The organism is Mycoplana sp. MJR14 (genome assembly GCF_029210525.1).
GTDB lineage: Bacteria > Pseudomonadota > Alphaproteobacteria > Rhizobiales > Rhizobiaceae > Mycoplana.
The window spans coordinates 226,523-240,791 of the sequence record NZ_JARGEO010000005.1 but is presented as its reverse complement, the minus strand read 5'-3'; the positions used below and the strand labels follow the sequence as shown (position 1 = coordinate 240,791).

Here is a 14,269-nt window from a genome sequence, read left to right as displayed (position 1 = left end):
CGCGCCTTGCTCTTTGCGGCGCGGCGCGGTCGGTGTCAGGCGTCCCTATCAAGCGCCTCCAGCTCGTCGATGAGCCCTTCGATCATCGACAGGCCCTTGCTCCAGAACGACGGGTCGGCGGCATTGAGGCCGAAGGGGCGCAGGAGATCGGAGTGGTGGCGGGTGCCGCCGGCCTTGAGCATCTCGAAGTACTTCTCCTGGAAGCCGCTCTCGGCCTGCTGGTAGACGGCATAGAGCGAGTTCACCAGGCAGTCGCCGAAGGCATAGGCGTAGACATAGAAGGGCGAATGGATGAAGTGGGGGATATAGGCCCAGTAGGTCTCGTAGCCCTCGGATATCCGGATCGCCGGGCCGAGGCTGTCTGACTGGACGGAGAGCCAGAGTTCGCCGATCTGCTCGGCGGTCAGTTCGCCCTCCTTGCGGGCGGTGTGGACCTTGCGCTCGAACTCGTAGAAGGCGATCTGGCGCACGACCGTGTTGATCATGTCCTCGACCTTCTGGGCGAGCATCGCCTTGCGCTCGCGCTTGTCCTTCGTCTGGTCGAGCAGCGAGCGGAAAGTGAGCATCTCGCCGAAGACGGAGGCGGTTTCGGCGAGCGTCAGCGGGGTGGAGGCCATCAGCGCGCCCTGGCCGGCGGCGAGTACCTGGTGGACGCCGTGGCCGAGTTCGTGCGCCAGCGTCATCACGTCGCGCGGCTTGCCCATGTAGTTGACGAGCACATAGGGGTGGGCCGAGGGCACGGTCGGGTGGGCGAAGGCGCCGGGCGCCTTGCCGGGCCGCACGGGCGCATCGATCCAGCTCTCGTCGAAGAAGCGGCCGGCGATCGCCGCCATTTCCGGCGCGAAGGCGCGGTAGGCGGAAAGGACGGTCTCCTTCGCGTCGCTCCAGGGGATCAGCGTGTCGGGGGTCTCCGGCAACGGCGCGTTGCGGTCCCAGAATTCGAGCTGTTCCATTCCGAGCCACTTCGCCTTCATCGCATAGTAGCGGTGCGACAGACGCGGATAGGCCTCGCGCACGGCGGCGGCCAGCGCGTCGACCACCTCTCGCTCGACGCGGTTGGCCAGGTGCCGGCTGTCGGCGATGTCGTCAAAGCCGCGCCAGCGGTCGGCGATTTCCTTGTCCTTGGCGAGCGTGTTGGTGATGAGGGTGAAGGTGCGGATGTTGTCCTCGAAGGTCTTGGCCAGCGCCATCGCGGCCTTGCGGCGGGTCTCGCCGCTCACATCCTGCAGAAGGTTCAGCGCCACCTCCAGCGGCACGTCCTCGCCGTCGACCTCGTAGCGCAGCGAGGCCATGGTCTCGTCGAACAGCCGGTTCCAGGCGGCGGCGCCGGTCATCGACTTTTCCAGGAAGAGCTGCTCGGTGCGGTCGTCGAGCTGGTGCGGCTTCTCCTTGCGCAGGTCCTCGATCCAGGGGCGGTAGTGGCCCGCGACCTTGTCGTCGCGGAGACAGGCTTCCAGGCGCGCGTCGTCTATCCTGTTCAATTCCAAGGCGAAAAACAGAAGGTGCGAGGAGATGTCGGTGATCTTCGACTGCACGTCGCCGTAGAACTTGCCGTTGGCCGGGTCGGTGGTGTTGGAGAAGTAGGTCAGCCCGGCGAAGGAGGAGATGCGGCCGAGCAGGTCGTCCAGCGCCTCGAACTCCTTGACGGCCTGGCCGATGCCATCGGCGCCGGTCTTGCCGGCGGCCTCGTCGAGCCGGCCCTTCCACCTGGCCTCGAAGGCCAGCGCATCCGTCTCGCCACGCTTCAGGTCGGCGGCAAACTCCGGCGCCTTGGGCGAAGCATAGAGATCGCCGAGGTTCCACAGCGGAAGCTCGCCGAGATCGCCGGACAGGGTTCCGGCCGAGGCGCCGGCGGTCGCGGTCGCGGTCGCATGGTGGATCTGGGGCGAATTTCTGAAGATGGGCATCGGTTGGCCTCGTGTCTGATGCGATTGGCGTTTGCTTGCGTCGTCGTTGGTTAAAATGCAAGCCTTTCTCAAAACGGCATGTTCAACCCTTTGTGCCAAGGTCCGTCGGTATTGTTGTGCCAACTCTGCGCATGATGCGTGGAGGGCAAGGAGATGTACCAATGACGGCCCACATTCTTGTCATCGACGATGATCCTGTCCAGCGCAGGCTTCTGAAGAACATGATCGAACGCAACGGCCATGTCGCGCACATGGCCGAAAACGGCCGACAGGGCCTGGACGTTCTCGACCGCAAGGGCGGTCTCATCAGCGTCATTCTGCTCGACCTGATGATGCCCGAAATGAATGGCAGCGCCTTCCTCGATGCGCTCGCCGAACGCGAGATCGCCATTCCCGTCGTCGTCCAGACCGGGCAGGGCGGGCTCGAGACCGTGGTGATGGCGATGCGCGCCGGCGCGTTCGATTTCGTCGTCAAGCCGGTGTCGCCCGAGCGGCTCGGCGTCGCCATCGACAACGCGCTGAAGCTCGAGCAGCGCGACTATCGCGGCCGCACCACCCGCCGCGTCCGCAGCGAGGCGGTGCAGTTCGACGACATCGTCTCGGCGAGCCCGGAGATGCTGCGGGTGATCGAACTGGCGCGCCGGGCGGCGCAATCGAACATCCCGGTGGTAATCGAGGGCGAATCCGGCGTCGGCAAGGAGATGATCGCCCGCGCGATCCAGTCGGCCAGCGACCGGGCCAGCAAGCCGTTCGTCACCGTCAACTGTGGTGCCATCCCGCACAACCTCGTCGAAAGCATCCTGTTCGGCCACGAGAAGGGGGCGTTCACCGGCGCCACCGAGCGGCACATCGGCAAGTTCGCCGAAGCCGACGGCGGCACGATCTTCCTCGACGAGATCGGCGACCTGCCGCTCGAGGTACAGGTCAAGCTGCTGCGCGCCGTGCAGCAGGGCGAGATCGAGACGGTCGGGGCGCGCTCTCCGCAGAAGGTCAACGTCCGGCTGATCTCGGCCACCAACAAGGACCTGATCACCGAGGTGAAGGAGGGCCGCTTCCGCGAAGACCTCTACTACCGGCTCAACGTCTTCCCGATCACGATCCCGGCGCTGCGCAAGCGCAAGGAGGACATTCCGGTGCTCGTCCGCTCGTTCGTCGAGCGCTTCGCGGGCGAGCAGAAGCTGGCGACGCCGCTGACGGTCTCGTCCGCCGCCCTGGCGCTGCTGACGGCCTTCGACTGGCCGGGCAACATCCGCCAGTTGGAAAACGCGATCTTCCGCGCGGTCGTCCTCGCGCAGGGTTCGGAACTGCACACCTCCGATTTCCCGCAGATCGCCACGCAGGTGCCCGGCCATTCGATCTCCGCCGAGGGGACGGTGTCCTGGGACGTGGCGAGCGCGCCGCCCGCGCCCCGGCTCGCGTCGGTCCGGCTGCCCTCGGTCTATCCCGAGTTCCGCAGCGAGGAGCAGGCCGAATCACGTGCGCCGGCGGTCAACGAGAACACGATCCCGAGCCTCGACGGCGGCGGCCAGGTGCGCCGGCTAGCCGATGTAGAAGAGGAACTGATCCGGTTTGCCTTGAAGTTCTATCATGGCCAGATGAGCCAGGTTGCCCGCAAATTGGGCATCGGCAGGTCGACTTTGTATCGAAAACTCAAAGATTATGGCATCGATCCAGATAATCCGTTAAGGGAAGTAGCCTGAATTCAGTTGATTTCTCAATCGCCTCGTGCTTTTCCGGTTGCCGTTCATGCCTTGTTAGTGGATCGTTCACTATAAGGGTACTGTATTGGCGACTGTGGCGGATTTGCCATGCTGTTACCGCAATTGGTCGTCATCTGAGCTATCAGGGACGACCATTGTCCGCAGGACGGGGATAGAGTTGGCAAATTTTATCGGATCGATGACGCTCCGGGGAGCCAGCGCGCTAGCCATGTGCAGGGCGGCGCTGGCGAGGACGCCCAAGGTTCTGACCATCGCTGCCATGGCCGTTTCGCTCGTCGTTCCGGCCCTGGTCCCCTCGGCGACCGATGCCGCCTCCGGCACCCGCACGCTGAAAGTCTATTTCGTCCATACCAATGAAAAGGCGGAGATCACCTTCAAGCGCAACGGGCGCTACGACCAGAAGGGTCTCCAGCAGCTCAACCGTTTCCTGCGCGACTGGCGCCGCAACGAGCCGACGAAGATGGATCCGCGGCTCTTCGACCTCATCTGGGAGGTCTACCAGAAGAGCGGCTCGCGCGCCTATATCCACGTCGTTTCCGCCTATCGTTCGCCCGCCACCAACTCGATGCTGCGTTCGCGCTCGAAGGGCGTGGCCAAGAAGAGCCAGCACATGCTCGGCAAGGCGATGGACTTCTACCTGCCCGACGTGAAGCTGAAGAAGCTGCGTGAGATCGGCATGAAATTCCAGGTCGGCGGCGTCGGCTACTATCCCACCTCCGGCTCGCCCTTCGTCCACATGGACGTCGGCAGCGTCCGCGCCTGGCCGCGCATGAGCCGCCAGGAGCTGGTGTCGCTGTTCCCCGACGGCAAGACGATGCACGTCCCCTCCGATGGCAAGCCGCTGCCGGGCTACCAGCAGGCGGTCGCCGACTACAAGCGCCGGGTCGGCGCGGACGCCGTTCAGGTCGCCGGCGGCGGATCGGCGGACGAGAAATCGACCGGCAAGCGCCGGAACTTCTTCGCGGCCCTCTTCGGCGGCGGCGGGGATGAAGACGAAGAACCCACGGCCATTGCCAGCGCCGAGCCGCTGGAAGAGGCCAAGCCCGCCGCACGCGCCGGCGCTGCCGCAACGGCGGAAGCCCTTCCGGGCGTCGGCGGCTCTGCGCCTTCCGACGCGACGCCGGAAGCGCGGCCGACGGTCACCGAAACCGAAGTCACCGAGACGCAGATCGCAGAGCTCAACGCGCCGATCCCGCTGGTCCGGCCCGCCTTCCGCGACAATGCCGCTCCGGATGCCGCAGCACCCGCCGCCTCCGAACTGGCGCTGGTCCCGCCGGCGGCGAACAATGCCGCGGCCGCGCTCGCCGCCGCCGAGCCGGCGGCGCCGGTGGCCGCCCTGCCGCAGAGCGAATTCGCCGACCTCGGCGCCTACAAGGTTCCGGTGCCCCAGATGCTCGGTCCCCGCACGCTTCCCGGCGAAGCCGAGCCGGGTGCGATGACGGCGGCGCTGATCCCCGTTCCGGGCTCGCGTCCGGGTGACGATGCCGCCTGGCTTGCGGTGGCGGAGGCCGATGTCGGCGTCCCGAACCAGGCCGGCGCTGCCGATGTCGCCGTGGTCGCCGAGGCCGAGGCCGAGCCCGACGCCGGGATCTCGGCAGAGGCTGCGACGCGCGTCGCGCTCGCGGTGCCCAGCGACGAGGGCGCGGAGGAGGAGGCCGTCGAACTGGCCGCCTTCGTGCCGCGTCCGTCCGGTGCCGCGCGTGAAGCGCTGACCGCCTTCGACGTTCCGGTCAACGAGGTGCCCGCCAAGGGCGGCCGTCCGAAGAAGCAGGATGCGGAGGCTGCCGCGCGCGGGGCGATCCGCACCGAGCCGAAGCTGACCCAGAAGATCATCTCGCAGTGGGCGCTGACGCAGGGCCGGGTCGCGACGCTGTCGAAGCCGGTGAAGGCGCCGCGTTTCGTCAGCCGGTCGATGCGCGAAGCCCCGACGACCGTCTACAAAGCCGGTTTCCAGCCGGAGACGGCGAGCATCGACGCCGGGCGCTTCAGCGGCACCGCCGTCAATTTCATGGAAGTGCGGAAGTTCTCCGAAACCGACTGACGGTCGCGCCTTCGGACCGATACGAAAAAGCCCGCCGAACCAGGTCCGGCGGGCTTTTTCGTGCGACCTTGCGGTCGGCCTGTCATTCTTCCGGCGGCAGGTCGACCATGCCCAGCGCCTGCAGGTAGGTATCCAGGATCGCCTCCTGCTCCATGCGCTCGTCCTTGTCCTGCTTGCGGATCTGGATCACCTTGCGCAGGATCTTGGTGTCGAAGCCGACGCCCTTGGCCTCGCCGTAGACATCCTTGATGTCGTCGGCAATCGTCTTCTTTTCTTCTTCCAGGCGCTCGATCCGCTCGATGAAAGCACGAAGCTGGTCGCGGGCGACGCCGTGAGCATCGGACATGGTCTTCTCCTTGACTGGGGAAAAATGAATGGACGTGATGGCGTGATCTGCCGCGAAGTTCCGGCGAGATCAAGACCTATCCGCAGGGCCGCGGCAATTTTCGCGGCTTATACAAGATACCCACGCTATCCGCGCCCGGCCGTTGCCGCATCGCGGGCGGGTTTCGCCGCGGCGAAACTCCGGCAGGTGCAAGGAAGCGGGTGCGGCCCGTCATTCGTGCGGGCGGTTGACCTCGAAAGCGGCCTTCTGCTCGGCGCTCGCTTCCTTCTGGTGCAGCTCGCGCCAGGCGTCATAGGGCATTCCGTAGATGATCTCGCGGGACTCCTCCTTGTCCATCGCCACGCCCGCGGCATTGGCCGCCTCGCGATACCAGTTCGACAGGCAGTTGCGGCAAAAGCCGGCGAGGTTCATCAGGTCGATGTTCTGCACGTCCGTGCGCTCGCGCAGGTGCGACACGAGCCGCCGGAAGGCGGCGGCCTCGAAGGCCGTGCGTTGTTCTTCGCTGAGTTCGTCCATGTCGGTCCTCCGTGGGCGCGATGCCTGCTGGTCGTCTCGCCCGGTTTCGATCCCCGGCCGGTCAGTAGGGCCCGGTGCGGGAGGGGAATATCTGATAGGTGTGAAGCGCTTCGTCGGCGTTCAAGCGGGCAAGGATCGGGGCGAGCCGCTCCGCCCATCGCGCGATGCCGGCGGGATCACCGATCTCGTCCTGGCGCACCTCGATCAGGGCATGCGGGATGCCGGTCTTCATGCAGTGGCGGAACATGGTGTCGCCACGCAGGGCTCCGTCATAGGGCTCGTTGCTGGCGGTCTGGACGCCGGGAATGGCGGCCAGTTCGGACAGCAGCGGGTCGACGGCGCGATGGTCGCTGTCCCACAGCACGGTGATGTGCCAGGGGCGCGGCATGCCCTTCCAGGACGGGGTGAAGGAGTGCAGCGAGATCACCAGCGGTGCCAGGCCGCTCGCCGCCGCCACCCTGCCGATCGTCTGCGACACGGCGCCATGGTAGGGGCGGTGGTAGGTCTCGAGCCGGTGCTGCCATTCCGCCTCCGTGATCGGGTGGTTGCCGGGCACGATCGCACCGTCGGAAATCCGCATGATCAGGGTCGGGTCGTCCTCGCCACGGTTGGGATCGATCAGCAGGCGCGAGAAGCGGCTCATCACCGCGGGCACGCCGAGCCGCTCCGCCAGCGCCCGCGTCAGCCCCTCGATGCCGATGTCGTAGGCGATGTGGCGCGCAAAGGCGGTTTCGGGAAGACCGAGGCGGTCGTAGGCCGCAGGGACGCGGTTGGTCGCGTGGTCGGCGAGAAGGACGAGGCCGCAGCGCGCGTCCCCGTCGAGGATCTCGAACGGGCTGTCATCCGTTTGCAGGGTTTTCATGCGATCTCTTCGTCATGGACGTCAGAGACTTGATGGCATGGGCACACGGCAATCGCAAGTCGATGGGGGAAGATCGATTCCCGGCGAATTGGGGCGGTGCGGATGGGCCGGATCGCAATATAATCGATTAGAGTTGCGTTGACATTCGCGCCCTGCCGTCGCAAGAAAGCGCGTGACCAAATCAACGGAGTTCCCATTGGAAGCCGTGCCAGATCATTCGCACTCACGTCCCCTCCGTTCGGCGCCCGGCCTTTCCTGCCTCGGCCTGTTTGCCGCTGCCGCATTCTTCACGCTTGCAGCTCCGGGAGCTGCACATGCGGACTTCCGGGTCTGCAACGGGACGCAGAACCTGGTCGGCGTCGCGATCGGCTACCGTGCCACCGAAGGATGGGTGACCGAAGGCTGGTGGCAGATACCGGCTACGACCTGCGCCACGCTGATCGAGGGCGAACTGCAGTCCCGCTACTACTACCTCTACGCGGAGGACGCCGCCCGCGGCGGCCGCTGGACGGGGGAGGTGAACATGTGCGTGGCCGAGAACGAGTTCAAGATCACCGGCGTTCAGGACTGCTTCGCCCGCGGATTCCAGAAGATGGGATTCAAGGAATATGACACCGGGCGCCAGGGCAGCTGGATGGTCCAGCTCTCCGACACGCCTGGCCCCCAGGAAAGCCAGAATTGATGAAGCGGAACAGAAGAGTAAAGATCCTCGCCACGCTCGGACCGGCCTCGGCCGAAGAAGAGATGATCCAGAAGCTGCATGAGGCGGGGGCCGATCTTTTCCGCATCAACATGAGCCATGCCAGCCACGACCTGATGCGCACGCTGATCAGCCGCATCCGCGCCGTCGAGGCCCGCTGTGGCCGGCCGATCGGCATCCTGGCCGACCTGCAGGGGCCGAAGCTCCGCGTCGGCAAGTTCAAGGACGGCAAGGTCGACCTGACGCCGGGCCAGACCTTTACGCTCGACGACCGCGACGAGCCGGGTGACGCGACCCGTGTCTTCCTGCCGCATCCGGAAATCCTCGAAGCGGTCAAGCCCGGCCATCGCCTGCTGATCGACGACGGCAAGCTGCACCTGCGCGCCGACGAGGCCGACGGCACGAAGATCGTCTGTACGGTGATCGCCGGCACCAAGATTTCCGACCGCAAGGGCGTCAGCCTGCCCGACACGCTGCTCGGCGTCGGGGCCCTGACCGAGAAGGACCGCGCCGACCTCGACGCGGTGCTGGCGACCGGCAGCGTCGACTGGGTGGCGCTTTCCTTCATCCAGCGTCCCGAGGACTTGGCGGAGGTCCGCAAGGTCTCGCGCGGCCGCGTCGGGCTGATGTCGAAGATCGAGAAGCCGCAGGCGATCGAGCGCATCGACGAGATCATCGAGCTTTCGGACGCGCTGATGGTCGCCCGCGGCGACCTCGGCGTCGAGATGCCGCTGGAGGCGGTGCCGGGCCTGCAGAAGCAGCTGATCCGCGCTTGCCGCCGCGCCGGCAAGCCGGTCGTCGTCGCCACCCAGATGCTGGAATCGATGATCTCCGCGCCGGTTCCGACCCGCGCCGAGGTTTCCGACGTCGCCACCGCTGTGTTCGAGGGCGCGGACGCCATCATGCTGTCGGCCGAATCGGCCTCCGGCGAATATCCGGTGGAAGCCGTCTCGACGATGGCCTCGATCGCCAGCAAGGTCGAGCGCGACCCGCACTATCCGGGCATCATCTACGCCCAGCGCACGCCGCCGGAGGCGACCGGCGCCGACGCCATCTCGCTCGCCGCCCGGCAGATCGCCGAGACGCTGAACCTGTCGGCCATCGTCACCTACACCTCGTCGGGCACGACCGGCCTGCGGGCCGCCCGCGAGCGGCCGGAAGTGCCGATCCTGGCCCTGTCGCCGATCATCGAGACCGCGCGCCGGCTGTCGGTCGTCTGGGGCCTGCACTGCGTCGTCACCGGCGATGCCGAGGACCTCGACGACATGGTCAATCGCGCCTGCCGCATCACCGTCAGCGAAGGCTTCGGCAAGCCGGGCGACCGCATCATCATCTCCGCCGGCGTGCCGCTCGGAACGCCCGGTGCGACGAACATGCTGCGCATCGCCTATATCGGCTCGGACGGCGCCAGCGGCGTCTGAGCCGCCGGCATTCCGATCCACGCATCGACCTTCAGGCGGGCGATCGCCCGCCTACCCCCTGCAGGGTTGACGTCGGCCGCGTTGGGGCCCGCGCACGCAGGCTTCCCGCGTTGTGCAGGGGCGCGACCGCCCTGTCGTGCTTTGACCGTGGGAGAGGGGTCCGTGGCGCGATGTATCCGCTCGGATCGAGGCCCGAGGTTCCTGACCCTGAGATTTTGAGATCGCGCTCAGCCCTGGCGGCTACGTCCGGCTGCCCGCGAGCTTGTCCGCGAGGTCGCCGAGCGATTTCTGGGCGCGGCGCTCGGCCGGGTAGATGTCGAGGAAGCGCTGCCAGGCATCCATGGCGAGCTCGTCGCGACCGTAGCTCGTGAGGATCGTGGCCATGCCGGCGATCGCGCCGAAATGGCGCGGCTCGAGCGCCAGGACGTGATTGATGTCCGACATCGATTTCCGGTAGTTGCCGGCCTTGAAATGCAGCGTGGCGCGCTGGTTCCAGCCCTCGACATAGGTGGGAGCGAGCTGGATGACCTCGTCGAGGTAGTCGAAGGCGGCCGTGTCCTTGCCTTCGGCCATCGCCTTGTCGGCCTGCTGCATCAGCAGGTTCACCGTGGCGCTGCCCGAATCACGCCATTCGAGGCGTATGCTGTCGGAGATCGCCTTGGCCTTCTCCTGGTTGCCCTCATGCTTCAATTCGTCGAAGAGGGCGTCGATCCGCTCGGAAGGGCTGGTATCGGCGGGGACATTCTCGGTGACCGCAGCCGTGTCGGGGGTCTGGGCGAGCGTGCCGATCGGCGAAGCGGCCAGGACGAGAAGGGCGGCAAAAACAGATTTGGAGCGCATGCGGTCATGCTAAACCGCATACGCTCCAAAGCAAATCACTATCTTGCTAGGGCAAGGCGGAAACCGCCTGCGCCCCCGGCTCAGCCCTGGCGGGCCTTGAAGCGCGGGTTCGACTTGTTGATGATGTAGACGCGGCCCTTGCGGCGAACCAGACGGTTTTCGCGGTGGCGGGTCTTGAGAGACTTGAGCGAATTCTTGATCTTCATGTTTCTGATCCGCGATGCTGGGGAGGAAGCTTATCCGCCCGAAATCTTGTCAATTAAAAACGCGCCGGCTAGGGCGCGCTCTCAGGTTGGCGCTCGTGTACCTGTTCGTGGGGGTACTGTCAACCGCTCGGCAGGTGATTTGCCGGCCGCACGCCGGGATTTCCACGGCGGGCGGCACTGATTTTCACCGCAGCTCGGTGATGTGGCCCATCTTCCGGCCGGGGCGGGATTCCTGCTTGCCGTAGAGATGGACGAGCACGTCCGCGGTATTGAGCCAGGCCGGCAGCGCCTCGATGTCGTCGCCGATCAGGTTCTGCATCACGCAGTCCGAATGCCGGCGCGGATCGCCGAGACCGTGGCCGGCCACGGCGCGGATGTGCTGCTCGAACTGGGAGATGACGCAGGCGGCTTCCGTCCAGTGGCCGGAATTGTGGACGCGCGGCGCCATCTCGTTGGCGACGATCTGGCCGTCGCCGAGCACGAAGAACTCGACGCCGACGACGCCGACATAGTCCAGCCGATCGAGAATGGCGCGGGCCGCGCGTCGCGCCTGGTCGGCGGTCGCCTCGTTGATCGCGGCCGGCACCGTCGAGGTGTGGAGAATGCCGTCGCGATGGACGTTCTCGGCCGGATCGTAGCAGACGATGGTGCCGTCCTGCGCGCGTGCCGCGATGACGGAGATCTCCCGTTCGAAGGCGACGAGGCCCTCGAGAATCAGCGGAACCGACCCCAGTTCGGCGAAGGCGCCGTCGCGGCTTTCCGCGGGCGAGCGGAACATCCGCTGTCCCTTGCCGTCATAGCCGAGACGGCGGGTCTTCAGCACGCCGATGCCGCCGAACGCCTCGAGTGCGGCGTCGAGGTCGGCCTGGCTGTCGATGGCCTCGAAGGGGGCGGTGGGGATGCCGCATTCGTTGATGAAGCGCTTCTCCACCAGCCGGTCCTGCGAGACTTCCAGCGCCTTCGGCGGCGGAAAGACGGGGACCGACCGCACCAGCCGTTCGGCGGCGGCGACGGGGACGTTCTCGAATTCGTAGGTGACGACGTCGCAGCGTCGTGCCAGCTCGTCCAGCGCCTGCGGGTCGTCATAGGCGGCGACGATCTGGTCGTTGGCAAGCTGGGCGGCCGGGCAATCGGCCTGCGGCTCGAGGATGATCGTCCTGATGCCGAGGCGGGCTGCCGCCATGGCGAGCATGCGGCCGAGCTGGCCGCCGCCGATGATGCCGATCGTCCTGGCCGTCATAGCGGGCCATCCACCGGATAGTCGGCAACGGACGCGCTCTGGTTCTCGCGCCATTCGTCCAGCCGGAGCGCCAGTTCCGGATCGGACAGCGCCAGGACTGCGGAGGCGAGCAGGGCGGCATTGACGGCGCCGGCCTTGCCGATGGCGAGCGTGCCGACCGGGATGCCGGCCGGCATCTGCACGATCGACAGCAGGCTGTCCTGGCCCGAGAGCGCCTTCGACTGGACGGGGACGCCGAAGACGGGCAGCGAGGTCAGCGCGGCGATCATGCCGGGCAGGTGGGCTGCGCCGCCGGCGCCGGCGATGATGATCTTGAAGCCTTCGGCGCGCGCGCTCTTGGCGAATTCGTAGAGCCGATCCGGCGTGCGGTGGGCGGAGACGATCCGCGCCTCGTAGTCGACCTCAAGCGCGTCGAGGGTGTCGGCGGCATTCTTCATCGTCTCCCAGTCGGACTGGCTGCCCATGACGATGGCGACGGGTGGCGTCTGAGGTGTCTTCAACGTGCTTTCCGTTCAGGCGATGATGTCGGGAATGATCTGGTCCTCGATCTTGGAGATCCGGTCCTTGATCACGAGCTTCTTCTTCTTCATCCGCTGGACCCGGAGGGCGTCGCAGCCGACCTGGATCATGGCATTGATGGCGGCGTCGTAGTCCTCGTGTTCCTGTCGCAATCTGGCGATCGCCAACCGCAATTCCGCCTGGTCCTGGTCTGGCATTCTCATTCCCCGTCCCTTACCGATGGCGGTCTGCGCCTGCCATTCGTATGCAGCAAGAAGGCTGCTCCTATCACAAAAGGCAACCTGTCGGGAAGTTATCCTCGGCCACGATTTCGCCTTCGACAAATGAAAAATAGAATGGCAGACTTCGTCTGTTGCAACCTTGCCTCCGGGCGCGCCATCGTCCGGCAGCGAACAAAAGGAAGGAACTGTCACATGTCGATTGAGGCTCATCTTGCCACGCTTGAAAAGAAGCACTTCGCCCTCGAGGAAGAGCTTCACGAAGCAATGACGCGTCCGTCCTACGAGGACGAAGCCATTGCCGACATCAAGCGGCGGAAGTTGCGCATCAAGGACGAGATCGAAAAGATTCGCTCGTCTGCGAACTGATCGAAACGATAGGTTCCAAGGAGGAACGAAGCAGGGGGCCGCCCCGTCATCGCCACCGGTGACAGAAACGGGCCGAAAGGCTTAAATCCATTCAGGAAATATCCTGTCCCGGCTGTCCCTAGGCAGTCGGGACTTTTCGTTTCACCCTTTCGGTCGGAGGGGCAGGCAGTTCCGGCAGCTCAGCTCCAGAACTGGTCGAGCCAGAAATTCAGGCGGTTGAAGCCGGCGGAGTTGATCGCGTAGATGCGGCGGGTGCCCTTGGCCGTGACGCTGACGAGATTGCAGTCGAGCAGGGCCTTGAGGTGCTGGGAGACGGCGGGGCGGCTGATCGGCAGGCCCTGCGACAGCTCGTTGACCGTCTTCGGCGCGCGCCGCAACTCCTCCAGCAGGAACCGGCGGTTCGGGTCGGCAATAGCGGCGAAGGGGTCCGGCGTCACCATCCGGAAAAGTTATGGCATCGCAGCGCAAACGGTCAAGCGTTTTGTGCGCTGCCGCATCGCCGGCGGCCCCGGAAATCCGGGAACTTGAGGCTCAGAAGAGAGCGGCGATGCCGTCGGTGACGAGCTTCAGTCCCGCGGCCAGCGCCATGCCGTACATGAAGGGATAGAAGACGTCCGGCTTCATGCGCTTGACGAGGTAGCCGCCGATCGCGGTCATCGCCATGGCGAGCGGCATCAGCGTCGCCGAGATCGTCAGGTTGGTCGTGTCGAGCTGGCCGAGCGCGAAGTAAGGGACGAGCTTCAGCGCGTTCATGATGGCGAAGAAGCGGACGGCGGCGCCGGTATAGTCACGCGGGGAGAGCTTCAGCGACAGCGCGTAGACCTGGAAGGGCGCGCCGCCGGCGTGGGCGACGAAGCTGCCATAGCCGGATAGCGTGCCGAAGAAGGCGGCGGGGCCGACGCGCTGCGGCTTTGCGGCGATGACGATGCCCTTGCGGACGCGCCACTGGTTGTAGAAGTAGCGGGCGGCGAAGAAGACGGTGATCAGGCCGATGATTAGCCGCAGCGCGTCGCGCGGGACATAGGCCGAGGTCGCCCAGCCGAGCGCGATGCCGAAGATGCCGCCCGGCAGGAGGTAGGCCAGCGTGCGGCGGTCGTTGTGACGGCGCCAGATGAAGAGCGAGACGATGTCGCTGACGATCAGGATCGGCAACAGGATCGCGGCCGCTTGCACCGGCGAAACCACCATGGCAAGGATGGGCACGCCCATCAGCGCCAGGGCCTCGCCCATGCCGCCCTTGGTCAGGCCGACGAGCATGACGGCGGGAATGGCGGCGAAGTATATGCTGGGGTCGATGGACATGCGGGGCGATTGATCCGTTGGTGCAAGCGGTCTATCGGCTTTGCGACAATATTGCGAGGGG

At 65.9% G+C, this 14,269-nt stretch carries 16 protein-coding genes; 5 read left to right on the top strand and 11 right to left on the bottom strand.

Annotated elements, in window-relative coordinates:
* Window positions 1-35: 35 nt before the first annotated feature.
* Window positions 36-1,907 (bottom strand): M3 family oligoendopeptidase, encoded by a 1,872-nt coding sequence (locus tag P0086_RS14495; protein ID WP_275786702.1) that lies wholly within the window; start codon window positions 1,905-1,907, stop codon window positions 36-38.
* Between the two features lie 161 nt (window positions 1,908-2,068).
* Here P0086_RS14495 and P0086_RS14490 point away from each other — a divergent pair, with 161 nt between their 5' ends.
* Together P0086_RS14490 and P0086_RS14485 are read left to right on the top strand one after the other, a co-directional pair.
* Window positions 2,069-3,607 (top strand): sigma-54 dependent transcriptional regulator, encoded by a 1,539-nt coding sequence (locus P0086_RS14490; RefSeq protein ID WP_112593733.1) that lies wholly within the window; start codon window positions 2,069-2,071, stop codon window positions 3,605-3,607.
* A 199-nt stretch (window positions 3,608-3,806) separates the two neighbouring features.
* The gene (locus tag P0086_RS14485; protein WP_275786998.1) at window positions 3,807-5,669 is read left to right on the top strand and encodes a DUF882 domain-containing protein; all 1,863 of its coding nucleotides are present in this window, start codon (window positions 3,807-3,809) and stop codon (window positions 5,667-5,669) included.
* 82 nt (window positions 5,670-5,751) lie between these two features.
* Here the strand turns inward: P0086_RS14485 and P0086_RS14480 are convergent, their stop codons facing one another.
* The 3 genes from P0086_RS14480 to P0086_RS14470 all read right to left on the bottom strand — a co-directional run bounded on the left by P0086_RS14480 (window position 5,752) and on the right by P0086_RS14470 (window position 7,393).
* Window positions 5,752-6,015: a DUF2312 domain-containing protein gene (locus tag P0086_RS14480; protein WP_112593735.1), complete on the bottom strand. Its 264-nt coding sequence runs from the start codon at window positions 6,013-6,015 to the stop codon at window positions 5,752-5,754.
* A gap of 210 nt (window positions 6,016-6,225) precedes the next feature.
* Complete coding sequence (locus P0086_RS14475) at window positions 6,226-6,531, bottom strand: DUF1244 domain-containing protein (protein ID WP_112613515.1); 306 nt, start codon at window positions 6,529-6,531, stop codon at window positions 6,226-6,228.
* A 61-nt stretch (window positions 6,532-6,592) separates the two neighbouring features.
* The gene (locus P0086_RS14470; RefSeq protein ID WP_275786697.1) at window positions 6,593-7,393 is read right to left on the bottom strand and encodes an N-formylglutamate amidohydrolase; all 801 of its coding nucleotides are present in this window, start codon (window positions 7,391-7,393) and stop codon (window positions 6,593-6,595) included.
* 265 nt (window positions 7,394-7,658) lie between these two features.
* Between P0086_RS14470 and P0086_RS14465 the strand changes: the two genes are divergently transcribed.
* Window positions 7,659-8,075, top strand: a complete 417-nt coding sequence (locus P0086_RS14465) for a DUF1036 domain-containing protein (RefSeq protein WP_112593937.1) — start codon at window positions 7,659-7,661, stop codon at window positions 8,073-8,075.
* Window positions 8,075-9,514, top strand: coding sequence for a pyruvate kinase (gene pyk / locus P0086_RS14460; protein WP_275786695.1), 1,440 nt, complete (start codon window positions 8,075-8,077; stop codon window positions 9,512-9,514). The genes P0086_RS14465 and pyk overlap by 1 nt, the downstream gene beginning before the upstream one ends.
* A gap of 240 nt (window positions 9,515-9,754) precedes the next feature.
* On the opposite strand, the gene P0086_RS14455 is transcribed toward pyk, so the two are convergent.
* The 5 genes from P0086_RS14455 to P0086_RS14435 form a co-directional block, all read right to left on the bottom strand.
* Window positions 9,755-10,354, bottom strand: a complete 600-nt coding sequence (locus P0086_RS14455) for a hypothetical protein (protein WP_112613517.1) — start codon at window positions 10,352-10,354, stop codon at window positions 9,755-9,757.
* An 80-nt stretch (window positions 10,355-10,434) separates the two neighbouring features.
* The gene (gene ykgO / locus P0086_RS14450) at window positions 10,435-10,560 is read right to left on the bottom strand and encodes a type B 50S ribosomal protein L36 (protein WP_012709334.1); all 126 of its coding nucleotides are present in this window, start codon (window positions 10,558-10,560) and stop codon (window positions 10,435-10,437) included.
* A gap of 184 nt (window positions 10,561-10,744) precedes the next feature.
* The gene (locus P0086_RS14445; protein WP_275786667.1) at window positions 10,745-11,800 is read right to left on the bottom strand and encodes a 5-(carboxyamino)imidazole ribonucleotide synthase; all 1,056 of its coding nucleotides are present in this window, start codon (window positions 11,798-11,800) and stop codon (window positions 10,745-10,747) included.
* Entirely contained in the window at window positions 11,797-12,264 is a 468-nt protein-coding gene (gene purE / locus P0086_RS14440) for a 5-(carboxyamino)imidazole ribonucleotide mutase (RefSeq protein WP_112593741.1), read from the bottom strand. The genes P0086_RS14445 and purE overlap by 4 nt, the downstream gene beginning before the upstream one ends.
* Window positions 12,265-12,312: 48 nt before the next feature.
* On the bottom strand, window positions 12,313-12,516 hold the full coding sequence (locus P0086_RS14435; RefSeq protein WP_112593742.1) for a YdcH family protein: 204 nt from the start codon (window positions 12,514-12,516) through the stop codon (window positions 12,313-12,315).
* 216 nt (window positions 12,517-12,732) lie between these two features.
* On the opposite strand from P0086_RS14435, the gene P0086_RS14430 reads away from it, so the two are divergent.
* Window positions 12,733-12,906, top strand: a complete 174-nt coding sequence (locus tag P0086_RS14430; RefSeq protein ID WP_112593743.1) for a DUF465 domain-containing protein — start codon at window positions 12,733-12,735, stop codon at window positions 12,904-12,906.
* 179 nt (window positions 12,907-13,085) lie between these two features.
* Here the strand turns inward: P0086_RS14430 and P0086_RS14425 are convergent, their stop codons facing one another.
* Complete coding sequence (locus P0086_RS14425) at window positions 13,086-13,346, bottom strand: metalloregulator ArsR/SmtB family transcription factor (protein ID WP_112593744.1); 261 nt, start codon at window positions 13,344-13,346, stop codon at window positions 13,086-13,088.
* 91 nt (window positions 13,347-13,437) lie between these two features.
* A complete protein-coding gene (locus P0086_RS14420) occupies window positions 13,438-14,208 on the bottom strand; it encodes a sulfite exporter TauE/SafE family protein (RefSeq protein ID WP_275786663.1) in 771 nt (256 codons plus the stop codon).
* Between the last annotated feature and the right edge of the window lie 61 nt (window positions 14,209-14,269).